Raw genomic sequence first — 21,133 nt, 5'->3', positions numbered from 1 at the left:
CCAGCGTCATCCTATTGCCAGTTGGCGCTGGTCTTGCAAGGATTCCACCCGCGACAGGCTGCGCCCACGAGCTGGCATCACCATGGACCTGAACACCATCACGGAGGTCGTGCGCCCGAGAACGCGGGCCGAACTGCCCGCCTGGCAGGCAGGCGACGCCTGGCTGGCCGGCGGCACGTGGCTGTTCTCGGAACCGCAGGCGCGCCTATCGCGGCTGATCGATCTCAGCGATCTCGCCTGGACGCCTCTCGGCATCAGCGATCAGGGCCTGTGCATCGCCGCGACCTGCAGCGTCGCCGCGCTGGACGGGCTGTCCTGCCCGGCCGAGTGGGTCGCGGCGCCGTTGATCGATCAATGCTGCCGCGCGTTCCTGGCTTCGTTCAAGATCTGGAAGACGGCGACCGTCGGCGGCAATCTCTGCATGTCGCTGCCGGCCGGGCCGATGATCTCGCTGCTCGCCGCGCTCGAGGGCATTTGCTTGATATGGAAGAATGACGGAGGCGAGCAGCGCGTCCCCGTCGCCGATTTCGTCACCGGCAACAACAGCAACGTGCTCGCGCCCGGAGATCTGCTGCGGCAGATCGACATTCCGCTGGCTGCGCTGAAGCGCCGCGGCGCTTTCCGCCAGATCGCGCTGACGCCGGTCGGGCGCTCCGGCGCACTGCTGATCGGCACGTCGGGCCGCGACGGCGACCTGCTGCTCACCGTGACCGGATCGACCATCAAGCCGCAGCAACTGCGCTTTGCCAGCATGCCCGACGCGACCACGTTGCGCGCCGGCCTGCTCGTCGAAATTCCAGATGCGTCGTACCACGACGATGTTCATGGCAAGCCTGCCTGGCGCAAGGCGATGACCCTGCGCCTCGCTGAGGAGATTCGCGCCGAGCTCGCGGACTTCAGGCCATGAGCGTGATCGTCAATGGCAGGGAAGTCGACACCGCGCCGCGCGCCGGACAATGCCTGCGGACCCTTCTGCGCGACACCGGCCATTTCGGCGTCAAGAAGGGCTGCGACGCAGGCGACTGCGGTGCCTGCACCGTGCTGCTCGACGGCGAACCGGTGCATAGCTGCCTGATCCCCGCCTTTCGCGCCGAGGGCAAGGCGGTCACGACTGTCGAAGGGCTCGCAACCGGAGACGGCCTGCATCCAATGCAGCAGGCCTTCCTCGATGCGCAGGCGTTCCAATGCGGCTTCTGCACCGCCGGCATGATCGTCACCTGCGCCTCGCTGAACCAGGCCCAGAAGAAGGATCTCGGCGCCGCGCTGAAGGGCAATCTTTGCCGCTGCACCGGCTATCGCGCCATCGAGGACGCGCTGCTCGGCCGCGTTGATGTCGAGCAGGTCGCAGCGGGCGAAGCCTTCGGGCGCAGCCTGCCCGCCCCCGCCGGCCCCGACGTGGTGCGCGGCCGGGCGCGCTACACCTTCGACACCGCGATCAAGGACTTGCTGCATGTCAAGCTCGCGCGATCGCCGCACGCGCATGCGCGCATCGTCGGCTTCGACAAGAGGTCCGCGCTGGCGGTGCCCGGCGTGCATGCGGTGCTGACTCATGAGGATGCGCCGGCGGCGCTGTTCTCGACCGCGCGCCATGAACAGGCCTGGATGGATCCGGCCGACACCCGCGTGCTGGACGATGTCGTCCGCTTCATCGGCCAGAAGGTCGCGGCCGTCGTCGCCGATAGCGAAGCCGCCGCTGAGGAAGGTTGCCGACGCCTCATTGTCGACTACGAAATCCTGCCCGCAGTGATCGATCCCGCCGCGGCGATCGCGCCCGGTGCGCCCGTCATCCACGCCGGCCGCACGGCGGCACATCGCATCGCCGACGTCAGCCGCAACATCGTCGCCGAGAGCCACGGCGAGTTTGGCAACGTCGCCGCCGCGCTCGCGTCTGCCACCGCGACCTATGAAGGCACCTTCACCACGCAGCGGGTCCAACATGCCGCGCTGGAAACCCATGGCGGGCTTGCCTGGTTCGATGACGACGGCGTGCTCACCGTCCGCTCCAGCACGCAAGTGCCGTTCCTGACGCGACGGGCGTTGTGCGAGATCTTCGACCTCGCGCCCGATCAGGTCCGCGTGTTCAGCGAGCGCGTCGGCGGCGGCTTCGGCGGCAAGCAGGAGATGTTCGTCGAGGATATCCTCGCGCTCGCCGCACTGAAGATGAAACGCCCCGTCAAGCTCGAATTCACCCGCGAGGAGCAGTTCATCGCCACCTCGACGCGGCATCCGATGCGTGTCACCGTCAAGGCCGGCGCCGACAAGGATGGCAGGCTGACCGCGCTGCAACTCGATGTAGTCTCCAACACCGGCGCCTACGGCAATCACGCCGGGCCCGTGCTGTTCCATGCCTGCGCCGAGTCGATCTCGGTCTACAATTGTCCGAACAAGAAGGTCGACGGGATCGCGGTCTACACCAACACGGTGCCGGCCGGCGCCTATCGTGGCTACGGCCTGCCGCAAACCACCTTCGCGGTCGAAGCCGCGATCGACGAGCTCGCGCGGCAGCTCGGCATCGACGCGTTCGAGATGCGACGCCGCAACATCATCAGGCCCGGCGATCCCATGCTGTCGCCGCCGGCACCCGGGCACAGCGACGTGCTGTACGGCTCCTACGGACTCGACCAGTGCCTCGATCTGGTCGAGCGCGCCATGGCCGAGGCCACGCCGGTGCCGGAGCTGTCGGCCGAGTGGCTGAAGGGCGAAGGCATCGCGCTGACGATGATCGACACCGTGCCGCCCGACGGCCACTTCGCCGACGCCGTCATCAGCCTGCGCGACGACGGCGGCTTCATGCTCACCGTCGGCACCGCCGAGTTCGGCAACGGCACCAGCACGGTGCATCGCCAGATCGCCGCGACCGTGCTCGGTACCACCGTCGATCGCATCAGCCTCAGACAGTCCGACACCGCCCATGGCGGCCACGACACCGGCGCCTATGGCTCGACCGGCACCTTCGTCGCGGGACGCGCAACCCAGGCGGCGGCGGAGGCGTTGGCCGAGACGATCAAGCGGTTCGCCTCCGACAGGTGGAACGTCGCTCCCGGCGCCTGCGTGATCGCCGATGATGCAATCACCTGTGGCGCACATCGTCTCGCTTTCGCCGAACTCGCCAAGGCCAGCGGATCGCCGCTCACTGCGAGCGGCAATTCGCAGGGCACGCCGCGCTCGATCGCGTTCAATGTTCAGGGTTTTCGCGTCGCCGTGAACAAGGGGACCGGCGAGGTCAGGATCCTCAAGAGCGTACAGGCCGCCGATGCGGGCCAGGTCGCCAACCCGATGCAGTGCCGCGGCCAGATCGAGGGCGGCGTGGCCCAAGCCCTTGGCGCCGCGCTGTACGAGGAGATCGTGATCGACGACACGGGCCGCGTGATCAATCCGCGCTTCCGCGACTATCATCTGCCGTCCTATGCCGACGTGCCGCGCACCGAGGTGCTGTTCGCCGACACCCACGACTCGATCGGCCCGCTCGGGGCGAAGTCGATGAGCGAAAGTCCGTACAATCCGGTCGCCGCCGCGCTCGGCAACGCGATCCGCGCCGCAACCGGCATTCGCTTCACGGCCGCGCCGTTCAAGCCGGACCGGCTGTTTCCGCAGCTGCAGGAGAAGTTCGGCGAATGAGGTGGTCGGGCGAAACGGCTGCGCTATGGCTTGGGTCGGCGGTCGTACGACCAGCCGAACAGGCCGCTCCGCTGGGTCTCGGGCTCTGGTTCCGCAGCCGGCTCCGACGGCTGGGCGGCCGCCTGTGGCGGGGCGGCGGGAGCGACCGGCTTCGGGATGCTCTCGCATTTCATCGCATAGACCAGCTTGCCGTCCTCGGTGCGTCCGATCGGCGCGCAGGCATCGGCGCGCTTGGCCGTGCTCTGCTTGGGGGCGGTCTGCGCCATCGCCAGAGGCATACCAGCGAACTGTCCCAGCACCAGCATGATCACAACCAGCCTCGTCATCCCGCCCCGTCCCGCTTGTCAGACCGCCACATTGAACGCAATCGCACCGCCGGAGTCCACTGCGTCACGCGCGCATGGCAGCTGATCTGTTGTGCACCGACTGCCACAGCGACGTGCTGGAAATCAGATGCGATCGATGCCACAGATGAGACGCAGGCACTCGGCTCGGGACTTGCCCTGTCGAAGGAGATGAGCGCGCGATGTGGGCCTCGATCATATCGGAATGGCTGAGCCTGATCTTCCGCTGGCTGCACGTGATCGCCGCGGTCGCCTGGATCGGCAGCTCGTTCTACTTCATCGCGCTGGACCTGAGCCTGAAGCCGCGTGAAGACCTGCCCAAGGGCGTGATGGGCGAGGCCTGGCAGGTGCATGGCGGCGGCTTCTACCACATCGTCAAATATCTGGTGGCGCCGGCGCAGATGCCGAGCGAACTGACCTGGTTCAAATGGGAGGCCTACACCACCTGGCTGTCCGGCTTCGTGCTGATGATCGTGGTGTACTATCTCAACGCCGACCTGTTCCTGGTCGACAAGTCGATCCTCGACCTCACGCCCTTCCAGGCCGGCCTGTTCAGCTTCGGCTCGCTGGCGCTGGCGTGGCTGCTCTACGAGGCCGCCTGCCGCAGCGGCCTCGCCCGGCACGAGCTGCCGTTCGCAATCGGCGGCTACGTCTTTCTCGTCGCGCTCACCTACGCCTTCACCCATGTGCTGAGCGGCCGCGGCGCCTTCAACCAGATCGGCGCGATCATCGGCACCATCATGGTCGCCAACGTGTTTGCCGTGATCATCCCCAACCAGAAGAAGATCGTCGCCGCGCTGCTCGCAGGCCAAGCGCCGGACCCCAGGCTCGGCAAGGCCGGCAAGGAGCGTTCGGTCCACAACAACTATCTGACCCTGCCGGTGGTGGTGCTGATGATCAGCAACCACTATCCGCTCCTGTTCGGCACCCGCTACAACTGGGCGATCGTCGCCATCGTGCTCGCGCTCGGCCCGGTGATCCGCCATTTCTTCAACGAGCGTCACAAGGGCCATCCGTCGCCATGGTGGGTGTGGGGCGTCGCAGCCGCGGGCATGATCGGCATCCTGCTGCTGTCCGCAGCGGGCCCTCGCGACGCCAAGGCGGCCACGAGCGCGCCGCCACGCTTCGCGCAGGTCGAGGAGATCGTGACCTCCCGCTGCAGCATGTGCCACGCCGCCGAGCCCGTATGGGACGGCATCGTCACGGCGCCCAGGGGCGTGCGGCTCGACACTGCCGACGACATCCAGCGCAACGCGCGGCTGATCGCACGCAACGCCGCGTGGTCGAGCGCCATGCCGCCCGGCAACATCACCGAGATCACCGGCGAGGAGCGCGCCGTGCTCGCGGCGTGGGCCGGTGCGCAATAGCGGTCGCAGTTGCCGCCGGCATGACGACCGCTGCTTTGCCTCCCCGAGGCAGTCTGTGGGGCGGGCAAAGGCGCGCCAGCGCGGTCCGCGCAATGCGCCACCATGTCTCGATGGTAGCGCAGTTAGTTGCGCTGCGGCCCGCAAGCGCTTCGCTGTGCGGCTGACAGCTCCGCTCATCGCGCGCGCGGCAATGGATGCTCGCTCGGTTCCCCACGACGATTGCGTGAAGCCGGCACAAGGACAACCGGATTTTCGCAACGCGGAGTTGAACTGCGATGCATGCGACGACGATTGAGCTGGAGCACATCCGATTGTCGTCATGAGCTTGCGGCAAAATTTACCACCCGTTGGGACGCGGCTTGGCTGCAGAAAACATGGCGCTAGAGTGGCGCCCACAATCAGCTCTCAGCGAAACGCCCCATCATGTCGATCTCCGTCAAAGGCCGGCTGGCCATTGTCGCGCTCATCGCGCTTGCCTGCTTCGCAAGCTCGGTACTGAAGCTCTATCTGGGGCTGCTGTGCATCTCGCTGCTTTTGAGCTTTGCCGTGGTCGGCGTCGTGGCCCGGCTGGTCGAAGGGATCGTCATCAGGCGCGACCGGAGCAGCGAGCGACGGCTGGCACATCGCAGCGATCGCTCCGCTCGCGTCGACGAAACGCAGCCGCTGTCGATGACGACGATGGATCATGTCGACACGCCATCGCCGGCCGAACCCGCGCGATGAGGGGATTCTCCGTCTGGCGATCGCGCGCTGACGAACAGGGATACCGCACATCGGAGAATGGCAATGGTGCTACGAGTTCGACCGCTGGAACGGCGACGACCAGATCATCCTTCCGAACCAGCCGATTGCGGACGCGACGACGCCGTGCTCGGTGGCGACACATCGGAAGAGCAGCACGTGGCCGTTCAAATCGCCGCGCTGATCGCCTCGATACGCCGGCTGTACCTCATCCCTTCGTCCGCTTCCGCTTCGCCTCGAGAGCGCTCAGATAGGTAGCCATCATCTCGGGCAGCGCTGCGACGACGACATCGCGGCTGCGCGGATCCTGCTCGCGCGTGAACAGCAGTGTCCCGAGCACGACGGCATCGAGCGTCGTGGCCGCCTGCCTGCCGAGTTCGTCGCCGAGCCTGGCGCGCATGACGCGGTCGATGACGACCCTGAACTCGGCGTGCATGGTCTGGTCGTGCAGATCGAGCGTCGCCAGCGCATCGGGGTGGCGAACGAAGTAGCGGATCGCCCAGCCAATCAACTGCTCGATGACCTGCGGCGGCGACATCGCCGCCCATTCCGCATCGCTTCGCTGCACCACGCGGTCGAACGCCGGCTGCAGCTCGGCATCGTGACGCTCGGCGAGCGCATCCAGCATCTGATCCTTGTCACGGAAGAAGTGATAGACCGAGCCGATCGAGGCGCCGGCGCGCTGGGCCGCTGCATGCATGCTGACGGCACCGATCCCGGACTCGGCGATGATGGCGGCTGCCGCGTCGAGCAACTGCTCGCGGCGCTCACGGCCACGCGCCTGCCGCGGCGCACGTGATGTCGTGCGCACGGGGGCATTCAGGTCGGTCGCAGCTTTGCGTCGCACGTTCGCGTCATGCCTTGGCTCGCCGCGGCGGCAGCGCTGGCCGATGTCCCAACGGGAGCGCCCGGGCAACCCGCACAGGGGGAATTCGAAACCGCCACGAGAATGTTACTAGACGAATTATTCTAGATTTGATTGTCTAATTCACGCACTGTCAAGAGGATGGTGTTCAACTTTCGCGTGAACCTGCTTGCCTGCAATGGCGGGCGGGTTTTGCGGGCTGCTGACGACCAACAGGTGCTTTCCGGTCCCTGCGTGCTTGCGCGGCAGGACGGGAATGATCGCCACCACCCAACCGGACCGAAGATACGACCATGTCTCCATTCACAGGATCCTCTTTCCTTCGGGCACCGGGCTCACGCCTGCTGGCCGCGGCCGGCTGCGCTGCCGTCGGCCTGCTGCTGGCCGGCTGCGAGCAGAAGACGCCCGCAACCGCGCCGCCGTCCCGGATGGTGCGGACCGAGGTGGTCAAGCTGTCGGAGCGCCGGCAATCGATCACGCTGACCGGTGACGTGCAGGCGCGGGTGCTCGCAGACCTGTCGTTCAGGGTCAGCGGCCGCGTCACCGAGCGGCTCGTGGAGGTCGGCGCGCACGTCAAGGCCGGCCAGTTGCTCGCCAAGATCGATCCGGCCGAGCAGCAGGCCGATCTCGATTCCGCGGAGGCCGCCGTGGCGGCCGCGGAGTCGCAGGTGAAGGTCGCAACCTCCAATTTCAACCGCCAGCAGACGCTGATCACGAGCGGCTTCACGACGCGCGCGACTTTCGACCAGGCCCAGGAAACGCTGCGCACGGCGGAGGGCTCGCTGGAGGCCGCCAAGGCCCAGCGCGACACCGCCAAGGACGCCCTGACCTACACCGAGCTCCGCGCCGACGCCGACGGAACCATCACCGCGCGCAACATCGAGGTCGGGCAGGTCGCCCAGGCGGCCCAGTCCGTGTTCACGCTCGCGCATGACGGCGACCGCGACGCGGTCATCGACGTCTACGAGGCCGCGCTGTCGCTCAAGTTCGACGACAGCAAGGTGGCGCTGGCGCTGCTGTCGGATCCCTCGGTCACCGCCAAGGGCACGGTGCGCGAGGTCTCGCCGACCATCGATCCGAAGTCGGGCACCGTCCGCGTCAAGATCGCGATCGAGAATCCGCCGCCCGAGATGACCCTCGGCAGCGCCGTCAGCGCCACCGGCTTCATCAAGCCGGAGCAGCGCATCGTGCTGCCGTGGAGCGCGCTGACCGCCGCCGGCAAGACGCCGGCGGTGTGGCTGGTCGATGGCGGCGACAGGACGGTGTCGCTGAAGCCGATCACGATCGAGGACTATGAGACCGGCGCGATCGTGGTGTCGGCCGGGCTGCGACCGGGAGACCGCGTCGTGACCGACGGCGGCAAGCTGCTCAGCGTCGGCCAACAGATCACGTTCAACGAGGAGAAGCGGTCGTGATGTCGCCGATGCGCTGTGTTCTTCCGCTCGGCGCGCTCGCTCTGCTCGCCGGCTGCAACGAGAAGGCCGCCGCTCCCGATCCGGTCCGGCCGGTGCTGTCGATGAAGGTCGAACGGCAGACGGCCAACGTCTCGACGGTCACCGGCACGATCGAGCCGCGCTACAAGGCCGATCTCAGCTTCCGCGTGCTCGGACGCCTGATCGCGCGGCCCGTCTATGTCGGCGACATGGTCAAACAGGACCAGGTTGTGGCGGCGATTGATCCCGCCGCGCTCGAACTCGCCGTGCGCGCCTCGGCCGCCGAGGTCTCGCGCAGCCAGGCGCAGCTCACCAACGCGACCGGCACCGAGGGCCGGCAGCGCACCCTGCTGGAAACCGACGCCACCACCAAGGCGACGCTGGAGAGCGCCGAGCAGTCGCGTGCGGCCGCCCAGGCCTCCGTGATCAAGGCGCAATCCAACCTCGCCAAGGCGCGCGAGCAGCTCGGCTACGCCCAGCTCAAGGCCGATTTCGCCGGCATCGTCACGGCCGTCGGCGCGGAAGTCGGACAGGTCGTCTCGCCCGGCCAAAGCGTGGTCACGGTGGCGCGGCCCGACATTCGCGAGGCGGTCATCGACGTCGGCGACGACATTGCGGGCGCGCTGCAGGTCGGTACGCCGTTCACGGTGCGGCTGCAGGTCGATCCGACCATCAGCACGACCGCGAAGGTCCGCGAGATCGCGCCGCGCGCCGACGCCACGACGCGCACGCGTCGCGTCCGCATCACGCTCGACAACCCGCCCGAAACCATGCGGCTCGGCACCACCGTCACCGCGACCGTGAACACCGAGCAGCGGACCGTCATCCGATTGCCGTCGACGGCGATCCTGGAGCAGGACGGCAAGAGCTTCGTCTGGCTGGTGGATGACGCCAGCAACTCGGTCAAGCGCCAGGAGATCATGGTCGCCCGCAACGAGGACGGCAGCATCCGCGTCACCGGCGGCCTCGAACCCGGGCAGCGTGTCGTCACCGCCGGCGTGCACAGTCTCAAGGATGGCCAGTCCGTCCGCATCGATCAGGAATCTCAGCCGTGAAGTCCTTCAACCTCTCCGACTGGGCGCTCGAGCACCGCTCGCTCGTCTGGTATTTCATGATCGCCTTCATGGCTGCGGGCCTCTTCTCCTACGTGCATCTCGGCCGCGAGGAGGATCCGTCCTTCACCATCAAGACGATGCTGATCCAGGCCAAATGGCCCGGCGCGTCCGCCGAGGAGATGACGCGGCAGGTCACCGACCGCATCGAGAAGAAGCTCGAGGAGCTGCCGGCGCTCGACTACACCAAGAGCCTGACCGTGCCCGGCCAGACCACGGTGTTCGTCAACCTGCGCGACACGACCAAGGCGCGCGACGTCGTCCCGACCTGGCTGCAGGTGCGTAACCTGATCAACGACATCAAGGGCGACTTTCCGTCCGGCGTCGTCGGGCCAGGATTCAATGACCGCTTCGGTGATGTGTTCGGCAACATCTACGCCTTCACCAGCGATGGCCTCAGCCAGCGCCAGTTGCGCGACCGCGTCGAGGAGGTCCGCGCCAAGGTGCTGACCGTGCCCAATGTCGGCCGCGTCGACATCGTCGGCGCGCAGAACGAGGTGATCTATCTCGAATTCTCGCCGCGCAAGGTCGCCGCGCTGGGCATCGACCAGCGCACCATCCTCAACGCGCTGCAGGCGCAGAATGCGGTGTCGCCGTCCGGCGTGCTGCAGGCCGGCCCCGAGCGGGTCGCGGTACGCGTCTCCGGCCAGTTCACCTCCGAGGAGAGCCTCAAGGCGATCAACCTGCGCATCAACGACCGCTTCTTTCCGCTTACCGACGTCGCCACCATCACCCGCGGCTACGAGGATCCGCCGACCTCGCTGTTCCGCTTCAACGGCCAGCCCGCGATCGGGCTTGCCATCGGCATGAAGGCCGGCGCCAACCTGCTCGATTTCGGCGAGGCGCTGAAAGAGGAGATGACCAAGGTCGTGGCCGATCTGCCGGTCGGCGTCGGCGTGCATCTGGTCTCGGACCAGCCCAAGATCGTCGAGGAAGCGGTCGGCGGCTTCACCAAGGCGCTGTACGAAGCCGTCATCATCGTGCTCGCGATCAGCTTCGTCAGCCTCGGCGTCCGCGCCGGCCTCGTGGTCGCGATCTCGATTCCGCTGGTGCTCGCGATCACCTTCCTGTTCATGGCCTACACCGGCATCTCGCTGCAGCGCATCTCGCTGGGCGCGCTGATCATCGCGCTCGGCCTGCTGGTCGACGACGCCATGATCGCGGTCGAGATGATGGTGGCGCGGCTCGAGGTGGGCGACTCCTTGCGCAAGGCCGCGACCTACGTCTACACCTCGACGGCGTTCCCGATGCTGACGGGCACGCTGGTGACGGTCGCCGGCTTCATTCCGATCGGCCTCAACAGCAGCGCCGCCGGCGAGTTCACCTTCACGCTGTTCGTGGTGATCGCCGTGTCGCTCGTCGTGTCCTGGATCGTGGCCGTGCTGTTTGCGCCGCTGCTCGGCGTCACCATCCTGCCCGCGACCTTGCCGAGTCACCATGCCGAAGGCGGCCGGCTGACGCGGATCTTTCGCGCCATGCTCAATGCCTGCATGCGCAACCGCTGGACCACGATCGTCGCCACGGTCCTGATCTTCGGCCTGTCGGTGTTCGGCATGCGCTTCGTGCAGCAGCAGTTCTTCCCCTCCTCCGACCGCACCGAGCTGGTGATCGACTTCAACCTGCCGCAGAATTCCTCGATCGCCGAGACCAACGCGCAGATGGCGAAGTTCGAACAGGAGGCGCTGAAGGGCGATCCCGACATCGACCACTGGTCGACCTATGTCGGCTCCGGCGCGCAGCGCTTCGTGCTGTCGTTCGACGTGCAGCCCGCCGACGTCTCGTTCGGCCAGATCATCATCGTCACCAAGAGCCTCGAGGCGCGTGACCGCGCCCGCGCCAAGCTGCAGGCCTATCTCACCAAGACGTTCCCCGGCACCGACGCCTATGTGCACCTGCTCGACATCGGCCCGCCGGTCGGCCGCCCCGTGCAGTACCGTGTCAGCGGGCCTGATGTCGCAAAGGTGCGCGAGACAGCGCAGGAATTCGCCGGCGTCATGCGCGGCAACAGCCATCTCGGCGCCGTCATCTTCGACTGGATGGAGCCGGCGCGCGTCGTGAAGGTCGACGTCCTGCAGGACAAGGCCCGCCAGCTCGGCGTCACGTCCTCCGACATCGCCAACGCGTTGAACGGCGTGCTCGACGGCACCTCGATCACCCAGGTGCGCGACGACATCTATCTGATCGACGTGCGCGGCCGCGCCCAGGCCAAGGAGCGGCAATCGCTGGAGACCCTGCGCGACCTGCAGCTGTCGGGCTCGAACGGCCAGTCGATCCCGCTCGCGGCGCTGGCGACCTTGCGCTACCAGATCGAGCAGCCCGAGATCTGGCGCCGCTCGCGGCAGCCGACGCTGACCCTGAAGGCCAGCGTCATCGATCAGGTGCAGCCGAACACGGTGGTCGATCAGCTCAAGCCCGCCCTTGCGGCGTTCAACGCCAGGCTTCCGGCCGGCTATCAGGTCGTCACCGGCGGCAGCGTCGAGGAGAGCGCCAAGAGCCAGGCGCCGATCATCGCGGTCGTTCCGATCATGCTGTTCACCATGGCCACGATCCTGATGCTGCAGTTGCAGAGCTTCCAGCGCCTGTTCCTGGTGTTCGCGGTCGCGCCGCTGGCCTTGATCGGCGTCGTCGCGGCGCTGCTGCCGAGCGGTGCGCCGCTCGGCTTCGTCGCCATCCTCGGCGTGCTCGCGCTGATCGGCATCCTGATCCGCAACTCGGTGATCCTGATCGTGCAGATCGAGCATCTGCGCGACGAAGGCCGCCCGCCATGGGAGGCCGTCATGGAGGCGACCGAGCACCGCATGCGGCCGATCATGCTGACAGCAGCCGCGGCCTCGCTGGCGCTGATCCCGATCGCGCGCGAAGTATTCTGGGGTCCGATGGCCTATGCGATGATGGGCGGCATCATCGTCGGCACCGTGCTGACCCTGCTGTTCCTGCCGGCGCTCTACGTCGCCTGGTTCCGGATCAAGACGCCGGACGCCACCGCGGCGGCCGAGACCGCCCCGCACGGGGCGTGAATCGCGGATAATTGCGTGGGATAAGCCGCCCGCGTGGGTTAAAGCCCGCGCGGCGGCCGGGTAGATTCGGTCCTCATGGAAGGATGCGAATCATGACCGATCCCCAGATCGTCTGCCCCTCCTGCCGCACCGAGATCAAGCTGACCGAGCAGCTCGCAGCGCCCCTGATCGCGGAGACGCGCCGGCAGTTCGAGAGGCAGCTCCAGGCCAAGGAAGCCGATTTCGGCCGCCGCGAGGCGCAGCTCAAGGCGGCGCAGGAGCAGATCGCGCAGGCCAAGGCCGCGATCGACCAGCAGGTCGCCGCCAAGCTGAAGGCCGAACGCGCCGCGATCGCGCAGGCCGAAGCCGAGAAGGCGCGGCAGGCGGTGGCCGATGAGATGGGCAACCGCGATCGCCAGCTCGCCGAGCTGCACGAGGCCATCGTCAGCAAGGACGCCAAGCTCGCCGACGCACAGAAGGCCCAGGCCGAGATGCTGCGCAAGCAGCGCGAGCTCGACGAGGCTCGCCGCGAGCTCGATCTCACCATCGAGACCAAGGTGCAGGAGAATCTCGCCGCCGTCCGCGACAAGGCCCGGCTCGAGGCTGAGGATTCGCTGAAGGCCAAGGTCGCCGAGAAGGAGACCCAGATCGCCGGCATGCAGCGGCAGATCGAGGAGCTTCGCCGCAAGGCCGAGCAAGGCTCGCAGCAGCTTCAGGGCGAGGCGCTGGAGATCGAGCTGGAATCGCAATTGCGCGCGCGCTTTCCCCGCGACCTGGTCGAGCCGGTGCCGAAGGGCGAGTTCGGCGGCGACGTGATCCATCGCGTGGTCGGCCCGGGCGGCCAGGCCTGCGGCGCGATCCTGTGGGAATCCAAGCGCACCAAGAACTGGAGCGATGGTTGGCTCGTGAAGCTGCGCGACGACCTGCGCGCCGCCAAGGCCGACATCGCGCTGATCGTCTCGAGCGCGCTGCCCAAGGGGGTCGACGGCTTCGACCTGATCGACGGCGTCTGGGTCGCCGAGCCGCGCTTCGCGCTGCCGCTGTCGCAGGCGCTGCGCCAGTCGCTGATCGACGTCGCCTGCAGCAAGCTCGCGCAGGAGGGCCAGCAGACCAAGATGGAGATGGTCTACGCCTATCTCACCGGCCCCCGCTTCCGCCACCGCATCGACGCCATCGTCGAGCGCTTCACCGAGATGCAGTCGGATCTCGACCGCGAGCGCAAAACCATGATGCGTCTGTGGGCCAAGCGCGAGGAGCAACTGCGCGGCGTGCTGGATTCGACGGCGGGCCTGTATGGAGATCTGCAGGGCATCGCCGGCCGCGCGATGCAGGAGATCGAGAGCCTCGACGTGCTGTTGATCGAGGGCAAGAGCGAGGCGGCGGAGTAGCGCGCGCCGGCCGCGCCCCGAGGCGTGCCAGCATCACGCCGCATCAACGCTTTTTCCGATGCAGCCGCATCGCGCCGCGTCTCGCTTTGCCGTGGCATGCGGATGCAGATGACCGCTACTGCTTCGCCATCTGCGTGCTCGCCTGGGCGTCACTCGGCACAGCCCCCTTGTCGACCCATTCCGGCGGGGCGCCCAGACGGTTGGCGACCATGCCGATGAGCCCGGGGTCCCTGCCGAACGCCTCGCACGCCGCGTTCTTCGGCTTGCCGCCGAGCGCCGCGCCGATGCGTTCGATCGACGGCAGCTTCGGTGGCTTGCCGAACGGGGTCTCTCCGGTCACGAGCATCTGGCCGAAATCGGCGCTGAACGAACTTGCCAGATCGTAGGCATCGCCGGCCTGCGACAGCACCGGCGAGTTGGTGAACGAGTTGGCGCCGCGCGCCCACACCATCGCGGCCTGCTGCCGGCCCTTGCGGTCGAGCGCTTCCGCCTCGATCGTAAGACTGCCGAGCCCGATCGGCAGCCGCGGCACTGGGACGGGGACGCCCAGCGCGCCAGGCACGGCCGACACGACCTTGGACGCGCCTGCCGCGACCGGATCGGTCGGCGTCGCCTGGGTGATGAAGGTGCGCGTCGTCAGATCGGCTCTCTGATTGGGCGCAACGACCGTGAAGCGTTCGCTCAAATTGAGACACAGCGCGCGGTCGACCGCATTGGCGACGAGCTGCCGCTGCTGGTCCGTCAGCACCGCGCCGGCCTGCCCCGAAAAGGACGTCGGCATGATACGCACGGTCTGGGCCGCGAGCACATTGTCCTTGTCGACGTTGAGCTGCGACTTGGCGAGCAGGCCGTTCGATTCCGCCAGCGCCTGATAGGATGCGAGCGCGCCGCTCTGCGTCATCTGCGCCGTGGCGCAACCCGACAGGCCGAGCGCCGCGCACAGCATCGTCAGGCAGATGGTGGCGGGGGCACAGGATCTCACGAAAGCCGCGACGTCGATCTCGACCATGCTTCTCCCGCCTCACGCCCACAATGATCGCCCTCTCGCGGGCGGCGCATCCTTCTCCGAGATTTCGGACGGCGTGGGGCGGAAGCATGGAGAGATGTTTCGAAACGGCACCAACCAAGGAGAGAGTGCGGCGAGCGTGTGCGTGGCACACGCCGCTGCCGCGGCCTCACACGCCGCTGGTGATGGCGATGACGCCTGCTACGGCCAGCACGGCGCCCAGCCAGGCCGCCGGCGCGGGCCTTCGCCCGGTGCTCCACCACAGCAGCGGCAGGATCATGACGGGCGTCGTCGACGACAGGCTAGAAACGATTCCAACGGGCCGGCTCGTCAGAGCAAACAAGACGAGCGTCATGCCGATGCCCATCCCGAGCACACCGCTGAGCGCCGATCGGATGACGATTGATCTATCCACCGCGGCCGAGTTGCGGAAACCCGGAACGGCGGACAAAGTGAGCAAGGCTGCCAATCCGATCGCGGCACGAATGGACGTGGCCAACGCCGGGTCGAGGCCGGCAGCCATCACGGGACGCGCGATCAGGACAGCCGCCGCTGCGAACAGCGCCGCCGCGAGACCGAACACGAGCCCCACGCGCAGCGAGCCGTGTGTCTCCTGGGCGATGGTGCCAGGCTGCCTGAAGATGATTGCGACGGACACGCCGCCGACGATACACCCTACTCCCATGATCTTGATCGCCGACAGTGCTTCACCAAGCCAAAAATAGCCGAGCACGGCCGCAAATGCAGCCCAGCTGGCATAGACGACGGCCGTCAGGCGTGGCCCCAGTCGCGCCAGTGCAGCATAGAAGCAGGAGTCGGCGACGACGACCCCGAGCAGGCTCGATGCAGCCAGTATCAGCAGCTGATCCCCCGGCGGCGCGGCCCAGCGGCCTTGCAGCGTCACCAGGGCTAGCATGGTGAGGAGCGCCGCTGCGAGACGGATCGCGTTGAACCTGACGGGACCGAGTTGGCGAACGGCCGACGGCGCAATGAGGTTGCTGACGGCGATGCTGAAAGCAGCCGCCAGTGCAGCCAGATCGGAGAGCATGATGAACGGCCACACTGCAGAGCGATCTGTTCTGATCGTCCAGCAATCTGGCCCTGGCAACGGCCGCGGTCAAGCAATCACATCGCCGACGGCACACGCCATCGTCCCGCGGGAAGCCAGTACCCCACGGCATTGGTCACGACAGTGCCGCCGAGCCGGATGCCCGCCAGCGCGGGACACGACAATGGTCGTGACGCACATTCACATAACATGGGTCTCACAGTTGGAGCCGTTCTGGGATCTTCCCCGAGACCCCTCACAGCCGTCGGCTGTCGGGGGCGAGACCGGCTCACCCCACGACCTTGTCCAATGTGATCGGCAAATCCCGAATACGCTTGCCGGTGGCGTGATAGACCGCGTTGGCGATCGCCGCGGCGACGCCGACGATGCCGATCTCGCCGACGCCCTTGATGCCCATCTTGTTGATGGTGCGATCCTCCTCGTCGACGAAGATCACCTTGATATCGTGAACGTCGGCATTCACCGGCATGTGATACTCGGCGATGTTGGCGTTCATGATGCGCCCAAACCGCTGGTCGATCTGGGCTTCCTCGTGCAACGCCATGCCGATGCCCATGACGACCCCGCCCATGATCTGGCTCGAAGCCGTCTTGGTGTTGAGGATGCGCCCGGCGGCGACGGCATTGACGATGCGCGTCACCCTGACGACGCCGAGCTCCTCGTCGATCTTCACCTCGGCGAAAACGGCCGAATGCGTGTTATGCGCGTGCTTGTCGTCGTCCTCGAACTCCGAGCCGCGCTCCTTTTCGATCCGGTCCATGCCGCCATGGCGCATGACGTCGGCCATGGGCACCGAACGATTGCGATCCGCGATGGCAACGATCGCGCCACCCGCGAGCGTCACCTCGTCGGCCCCAAGCCCCTGCAAAGGCGAGCCCGGGATGGTGTGCGCGATCTTCAACAGCTCCGCCCGGATATCATCAGCGGCGTTGACGATCGCATGCGAGATCGAGGCTGCGGTCCATGAGCCGCCCTCCACCGGCGACTTCGGCAGCGTGGAGTCGCCGAGCTTCACATTGATGCTGTCGAGCGGCACGCCGAGCATGTCGGCGGTGACCTGTGCCATGATCGTGTAGGTGCCGGTTCCGATATCGGAGGTCGCGCTCGACACCTCGACATGTCCGTTGGCCGTCATCACAATCCGCGCCGCGAACGGCATCTGCAAGGCCTCCCAGGCCCCGCTCGCCATCCCCCAGCCGACGAGTTCTCGGCCGTCACGCATCGACCTCGGCTCCGGATTGCGCTTCGACCAGCCGAAGGCCCCGGAGCCCTGCTGATAGCACTCCTTCAGCCGCTTGCTGGAGAACGGCAGATCCTTGTCCTGATCCCGATCGGAATAGCAGCGCAGGCGCAATTCGAGCGGATCCATTTTGAGCGCGACGGCGAGCTCGTCCATCGCGCATTCGAGACCGTAGACGCCGCTGGCGGCGCCGGGCGCGCGCATGTCGCCGGGCGTCGGCACGTCGAGCCTGGCGAGCCGATGCGTCGCGCGCGAAGTGGCGGAGGTGTAGAGCACGTCACCCCAGCCGATGTCGTTGCGCGAGAACGCCTCGTGCTGCGAGGTCATTGCGATGGCTTCATGCGTCAGCGCCGCCAGCGTGCCGTCCTCACGGGCGCCGAGCGCCAGCCGCTCGATCGTCGCCGGGCGATAGCACAAGCCATACATCTGCGCACGGCTGAGCACGACGCGCACCGCGCGCTTCAGCTTCAGCGCCGCCATGGCGGCGAGCACCACCTGATATTGCGGCCGCAGGCCGGAGCCGAACGCGCCGCCGACGAACGGCGACATCACCTGGACGTCGTCCTCCTTCAATCGGAAAACGCTGCAGACATAGCGCTGCACGTTCTGGACGCCCTGGGTCTTGTCGTAGACCACGAGCTTGCCGCCCTCACGCCAGAGCACCGTCGACGCGTAGAGCTCCATCGGGTTGTGATATTCGATCGGCACGCCATAGTCCGCGTCGTGACGCACGGCTGCGCCGGCGAGCGCCCTTGTCGCGTCGCCGCGTGGCTTCATCGGCTTGTCGACCTTGAAGGCCTGCTCACGTCGCGCATGCAGACCGGTCGCAAAGCTCTTGGCCTCATACTCCACCACGACCAGCGTCGCCGCGAAGCGCGCCGTGTCCTCGTCCTCGGCCACGACCAGCGCGACCGGCTGAAAGTTGAAATGCACTTGGTCGTCGTAGAGCGGGCGATAGGGCGAGCCGTCCTCCGGCGCGACTTCGTCGCGATAATCGTCGTCCTTGTCTGCCATCCTGACCCGGTTGGTGTGGGTCAGCACGTCGATCACGCCGTCGACGGCGAGCGCGCGGCTGGGATCGATGCTGATGATCCGCCCTCTCGGAATGGTGGAACTGACCACGACGCCGAAGGCGAGGCCCGGCGCGGTGAACTCGGCGGCATATTTGGCGGCACCGGTGACCTTGGCGCGGCCGTCGACGCGGGAGGTGGCAGTGCCGATGTGAGCTGTCATGACGTCACCGGATGGTCTTGATGGCTTGGATCTGCGGGGTTGCGTTCGCGGCCTGGGTCAGCGTGCGGACGATCGCGCGACGCGCGAGCGGGATCTTGAACGCATTGTGCCCGGAGCTTTTGGCTTCCTTGAGCAGGATGTCCGCGGCACGGCCGAACGCCTGGGGATCCGGCGCCTGCCCGCGCAGCGTGTCCTCGGCAGCCTGGTTGCGCCACGGCTTGTGGGCGACGCCACCGAGCGCCAATCGTGCTTCGCGGATCTGGCTGCCGTCGAGATCGAGCGCAGCGGCGACCGAGACCAGTGCGAAGGCATAGGACAGCCGGTCGCGGATCTTCAGATAGCTGTGGTGCGACGCGAAGCCTTGCGGCGGCAGCTCGATCGCGGTGATGATCTCGTCGGCACGAAGCGTGTTGTCGAGATCCGGCCGGTCGCCAGGCAGCCGGTGGAAATCGGCGAAGGCGATGAGGCGCTCACCCGAGGCCCCGGTAACATGCACCGTGGCGCCGAGCGCGGCCAGCGCGACGCACATGTCGGAGGGATGGGTCGCGATGCAGTCGGCGCTGGTGCCGAGGATGGCGTGGCCTCGGTTGAGGCCATCGATGGCCGAGCAGCCGGCGCCGGGTGTGCGCTTGTTGCAGGGCGTGGCGACGTCGTAGAAATAGGCGCAACGTGTCCGCTGCAGCAGGTTGCCGCCGGTCGAGGCCATGTTGCGGAGCTGTGCCGAGGCGCCGGCGAGGATCGCGCTCGCCAGCAGCGGATAGCGGCTCTCGATGACCGGGTGATAGGCCAGCGTGCTGTTCGGCACCAGCGCGCCGATCCTGACGCCGCCGGCGCTCGTCTCCTCCACCTTCGTCAGCGGCAGGCGGCTGATGTCGATCAGCTGACGCGGCTGCTCGACGTGATACTTCATCAGGTCGATCAGGTTGGTGCCGCCGGCGATGAACCTGGCTTCCGGCACCGCCGCCTTGAGCTTGACGGCCTCGGCGACATCGCTCGCGCGGGCATAGTCGAAATTGTTCATCGTCCTCCTCCCATCGCCTGTTCGATGGCGCCGACGATGTTCGGATAGGCGCCGCAACGGCAGATGTTGCCGCTCATCAGCTCGCGGATCTCGTCCTTCGTCTTCGCCCTGCCCTCGGCGATCAGGCCGGCCGCCGAGCAGATCTGGCCCGGCGTGCAATAGCCGCATTGGAAGGCGTCGTGATCGATGAAGGCCTGCTGCAGCGGGTGCAGCTCATCACCCTTGGCGAGTCCCTCGATGGTCGTGATTTCGGCGCCGTCCTTCATGACCGCGAGCGTCAGGCAGGAGAGCACGCGGCGGCCGTCGATCAGCACGGTGCAGGCGCCGCACTGGCCGTGATCGCAGCCCTTCTTGGTGCCGGTGAGATCGAGATGGTTGCGCAGGAGATCGAGCAGCGTGGTCCAGGGCGCCAGCGGCAGGGTACGCAATTCGCCGTTGATCTGAAGCGTGACGGACAGAGGCGCAGGCCTGGAAAGGGGTAAGGCATTCTCGCGCGACGCGCTCATGCGGGATCTCCATTGACGGACCCGCATCAACCCGCGATGGCGCCAATGGTTCGCAACAATTTTTCAGCAGCGGCCAGCGGGACTTGCCCAGGCCAGCACGTGCAAAGGGCGGACGGTGCAACCGCCTGGTCGGTCGCGTCGCCGTCCGGCTCAAGCGGCGCGGCCGAGCCACGCCCGCATTTTCTCCGCCAGGCTGCGGCGGCGCGGTCCGTCCTGCGCCTCGTCATCGACGGCGGCCGCATCCTCAGGCGGCATGGCCTCAGCGCCGGGATCAAGCCCGTCCTCACTTTGGCGGCTCACATCGGCATCCGGCGCGACCGGGGTGGGCAGCAGCGACTTGATCGCGGCGGCGACCGCTTCGATGCGCTCGAGGTCGGCGGGCTCGCGTTCCATCGCTGCGGGTTCGGCCGGCAGCGGGGCTAGGTCCGCCTCCACCGGCATAGCCGTCGTCTCCAAGACGATCGGTTCGGATTGATCGAGGCCGGGCGCCGCAGCCGCAAGCACGGCTTCGGCTGGCTGCTCGCCCTGCACGTCGATCGCGAGGTCGGCGATCTCCGGCGCCGGGGCGGGCTGCTCTACGATCCGGCTGCGGCGCTTCCTGGCCGTTGCAGGCTTTGCCGCGAGCGCCGCCGTCTCCACCGCGGGCTTCTCGACCGGCTTCTTGTCAGCGGCGGTCTTCGCCGCCACCTCGGGCGCGGACTTCGCTTTGGTCTTGCGGATCAGGCCTGCCAGCGCGTAGGGCCCGACGGTCTCCAGGAAGGTCTTCTCATGGTCGCGCGACAGCCGCCCCACTGCCGCATCGAGCGGCAGCCAGTCGACGGCGCGGACATCGTCCATCAGCGGCTGCGACGGCTCGCCGGCCGCTTCCATGCGCCAGTAGTGCACGACCTTGGAACGCGTGCCCGTGTCGTAGACCAGGGTGCCGAGAAATTCATGCACGGTGACCTTGTGGCCGGTCTCCTCCAGCACCTCGCGCTTGGCGGCGTCGCGGGGCGTCTCGCCGTCGTCGAGCTTGCCTTTCGGCAGCACCCATTCGTCACGCTTGCGCAGGCGCACGACCGCGATGCGCGGCGGCTGTTCCCGCCGCAGCACGATGCCACCTGCCGCCATGATCGGCGCTCTCGCCATCGCCTCTCCCGAGCCGCAACGACCGCAACTCCCGCGGTCTGATTCGTCAGTTGAACGCTCCGATAT

General features: G+C 67.2%; 16 protein-coding genes. 8 read left to right on the top strand and 8 right to left on the bottom strand.

The window, feature by feature from the left end:
- Window positions 1-82 precede the first annotated feature (82 nt).
- Window positions 83-907 carry an FAD binding domain-containing protein gene (locus ACQR2C_RS21300; RefSeq protein WP_316177889.1) on the top strand — a complete coding sequence of 275 codons (825 nt, stop codon included), beginning with the start codon at window positions 83-85 and terminating at the stop codon, window positions 905-907.
- Window positions 904-3,618 (top strand): molybdopterin-dependent oxidoreductase, encoded by a 2,715-nt coding sequence (locus ACQR2C_RS21295; protein WP_434882038.1) that lies wholly within the window; start codon window positions 904-906, stop codon window positions 3,616-3,618. The genes ACQR2C_RS21300 and ACQR2C_RS21295 overlap by 4 nt, the downstream gene beginning before the upstream one ends.
- Before the next feature lie 23 nt (window positions 3,619-3,641).
- Here ACQR2C_RS21295 and ACQR2C_RS21290 read toward each other — a convergent pair whose 3' ends face one another.
- A complete protein-coding gene (locus ACQR2C_RS21290) occupies window positions 3,642-3,944 on the bottom strand; it encodes a hypothetical protein (RefSeq protein WP_434882037.1) in 303 nt (100 codons plus the stop codon).
- A 200-nt stretch (window positions 3,945-4,144) separates the two neighbouring features.
- On the opposite strand from ACQR2C_RS21290, the gene ACQR2C_RS21285 reads away from it, so the two are divergent.
- Both ACQR2C_RS21285 and ACQR2C_RS21280 read left to right on the top strand, forming a co-directional pair.
- Window positions 4,145-5,329, top strand: a complete 1,185-nt coding sequence (locus tag ACQR2C_RS21285) for a urate hydroxylase PuuD (protein WP_434882036.1) — start codon at window positions 4,145-4,147, stop codon at window positions 5,327-5,329.
- A gap of 423 nt (window positions 5,330-5,752) precedes the next feature.
- Complete coding sequence (locus tag ACQR2C_RS21280; RefSeq protein ID WP_315804397.1) at window positions 5,753-6,052, top strand: hypothetical protein; 300 nt, start codon at window positions 5,753-5,755, stop codon at window positions 6,050-6,052.
- Window positions 6,053-6,278: 226 nt separating this feature from the next.
- On the opposite strand, the gene ACQR2C_RS21275 is transcribed toward ACQR2C_RS21280, so the two are convergent.
- On the bottom strand, window positions 6,279-6,917 hold the full coding sequence (locus tag ACQR2C_RS21275) for a TetR/AcrR family transcriptional regulator (RefSeq protein WP_316217587.1): 639 nt from the start codon (window positions 6,915-6,917) through the stop codon (window positions 6,279-6,281).
- Window positions 6,918-7,228: 311 nt separating this feature from the next.
- On the opposite strand from ACQR2C_RS21275, the gene ACQR2C_RS21270 reads away from it, so the two are divergent.
- The 4 genes from ACQR2C_RS21270 (at window position 7,229) to ACQR2C_RS21255 (ending at window position 13,864) form a co-directional block, all read left to right on the top strand.
- Complete coding sequence (locus ACQR2C_RS21270) at window positions 7,229-8,350, top strand: efflux RND transporter periplasmic adaptor subunit (RefSeq protein WP_434882035.1); 1,122 nt, start codon at window positions 7,229-7,231, stop codon at window positions 8,348-8,350.
- A complete protein-coding gene (locus ACQR2C_RS21265; protein WP_315804394.1) occupies window positions 8,347-9,423 on the top strand; it encodes an efflux RND transporter periplasmic adaptor subunit in 1,077 nt (358 codons plus the stop codon). The genes ACQR2C_RS21270 and ACQR2C_RS21265 overlap by 4 nt, the downstream gene beginning before the upstream one ends.
- Window positions 9,420-12,497, top strand: a complete 3,078-nt coding sequence (locus ACQR2C_RS21260) for an efflux RND transporter permease subunit (protein WP_316177881.1) — start codon at window positions 9,420-9,422, stop codon at window positions 12,495-12,497. The genes ACQR2C_RS21265 and ACQR2C_RS21260 overlap by 4 nt, the downstream gene beginning before the upstream one ends.
- Window positions 12,498-12,589: 92 nt before the next feature.
- Complete coding sequence (locus ACQR2C_RS21255; protein WP_434882034.1) at window positions 12,590-13,864, top strand: DUF2130 domain-containing protein; 1,275 nt, start codon at window positions 12,590-12,592, stop codon at window positions 13,862-13,864.
- A gap of 115 nt (window positions 13,865-13,979) precedes the next feature.
- Here ACQR2C_RS21255 and ACQR2C_RS21250 read toward each other — a convergent pair whose 3' ends face one another.
- From ACQR2C_RS21250 to ACQR2C_RS21225, 6 genes are all read right to left on the bottom strand, one after another.
- Entirely contained in the window at window positions 13,980-14,873 is an 894-nt protein-coding gene (locus ACQR2C_RS21250) for a DUF3313 domain-containing protein (RefSeq protein ID WP_434882033.1), read from the bottom strand.
- Between the two features lie 166 nt (window positions 14,874-15,039).
- On the bottom strand, window positions 15,040-15,918 hold the full coding sequence (locus ACQR2C_RS21245) for an EamA family transporter (RefSeq protein WP_434882032.1): 879 nt from the start codon (window positions 15,916-15,918) through the stop codon (window positions 15,040-15,042).
- Between the two features lie 289 nt (window positions 15,919-16,207).
- Entirely contained in the window at window positions 16,208-18,412 is a 2,205-nt protein-coding gene (locus ACQR2C_RS21240) for a xanthine dehydrogenase family protein molybdopterin-binding subunit (RefSeq protein ID WP_434882031.1), read from the bottom strand.
- A gap of 4 nt (window positions 18,413-18,416) precedes the next feature.
- A complete protein-coding gene (locus ACQR2C_RS21235; protein WP_434863838.1) occupies window positions 18,417-19,433 on the bottom strand; it encodes an FAD binding domain-containing protein in 1,017 nt (338 codons plus the stop codon).
- Complete coding sequence (locus ACQR2C_RS21230; RefSeq protein ID WP_434882030.1) at window positions 19,430-19,939, bottom strand: (2Fe-2S)-binding protein; 510 nt, start codon at window positions 19,937-19,939, stop codon at window positions 19,430-19,432. Before ACQR2C_RS21230 ends, ACQR2C_RS21235 begins: the two co-directional genes overlap by 4 nt.
- Before the next feature lie 150 nt (window positions 19,940-20,089).
- On the bottom strand, window positions 20,090-21,067 hold the full coding sequence (locus ACQR2C_RS21225; RefSeq protein ID WP_434839185.1) for an NUDIX hydrolase: 978 nt from the start codon (window positions 21,065-21,067) through the stop codon (window positions 20,090-20,092).
- Window positions 21,068-21,133: the final 66 nt, after the last annotated feature.

The organism is Bradyrhizobium sp. HKCCYLRH3061, from assembly GCF_051168015.1.
Taxonomy (GTDB): Bacteria; Pseudomonadota; Alphaproteobacteria; order Rhizobiales; family Xanthobacteraceae; genus Bradyrhizobium.
The sequence above is the reverse complement of the archived record's forward strand: the minus strand, read 5'-3'. Positions and strand labels throughout refer to the sequence as shown.

Excerpts from the sequence above, each read along its gene's own strand:
- ACQR2C_RS21300 (WP_316177889.1), top strand. The coding sequence starts at position 83 with ATGGACCTGAACACCATCACGGAGGTCGTGCGCCCGAGAACGCGGGCC.
- ACQR2C_RS21295 (WP_434882038.1), top strand. The coding sequence starts at position 904 with ATGAGCGTGATCGTCAATGGCAGGGAAGTCGACACCGCGCCGCGCGCC.
- ACQR2C_RS21290 (WP_434882037.1), bottom strand. The coding sequence starts at position 3,944 with ATGACGAGGCTGGTTGTGATCATGCTGGTGCTGGGACAGTTCGCTGGT.
- ACQR2C_RS21285 (WP_434882036.1), top strand. The coding sequence starts at position 4,145 with ATGTGGGCCTCGATCATATCGGAATGGCTGAGCCTGATCTTCCGCTGG.
- ACQR2C_RS21280 (WP_315804397.1), top strand. The coding sequence starts at position 5,753 with ATGTCGATCTCCGTCAAAGGCCGGCTGGCCATTGTCGCGCTCATCGCG.
- ACQR2C_RS21270 (WP_434882035.1), top strand. The coding sequence starts at position 7,229 with ATGTCTCCATTCACAGGATCCTCTTTCCTTCGGGCACCGGGCTCACGC.
- ACQR2C_RS21255 (WP_434882034.1), top strand. The coding sequence starts at position 12,590 with ATGACCGATCCCCAGATCGTCTGCCCCTCCTGCCGCACCGAGATCAAG.
- ACQR2C_RS21250 (WP_434882033.1), bottom strand. The coding sequence starts at position 14,873 with ATGGTCGAGATCGACGTCGCGGCTTTCGTGAGATCCTGTGCCCCCGCC.
- ACQR2C_RS21245 (WP_434882032.1), bottom strand. The coding sequence starts at position 15,918 with ATGCTCTCCGATCTGGCTGCACTGGCGGCTGCTTTCAGCATCGCCGTC.
- ACQR2C_RS21240 (WP_434882031.1), bottom strand. The coding sequence starts at position 18,412 with ATGACAGCTCACATCGGCACTGCCACCTCCCGCGTCGACGGCCGCGCC.
- ACQR2C_RS21235 (WP_434863838.1), bottom strand. The coding sequence starts at position 19,433 with ATGAACAATTTCGACTATGCCCGCGCGAGCGATGTCGCCGAGGCCGTC.
- ACQR2C_RS21230 (WP_434882030.1), bottom strand. The coding sequence starts at position 19,939 with ATGAGCGCGTCGCGCGAGAATGCCTTACCCCTTTCCAGGCCTGCGCCT.
- ACQR2C_RS21225 (WP_434839185.1), bottom strand. The coding sequence starts at position 21,067 with ATGGCGAGAGCGCCGATCATGGCGGCAGGTGGCATCGTGCTGCGGCGG.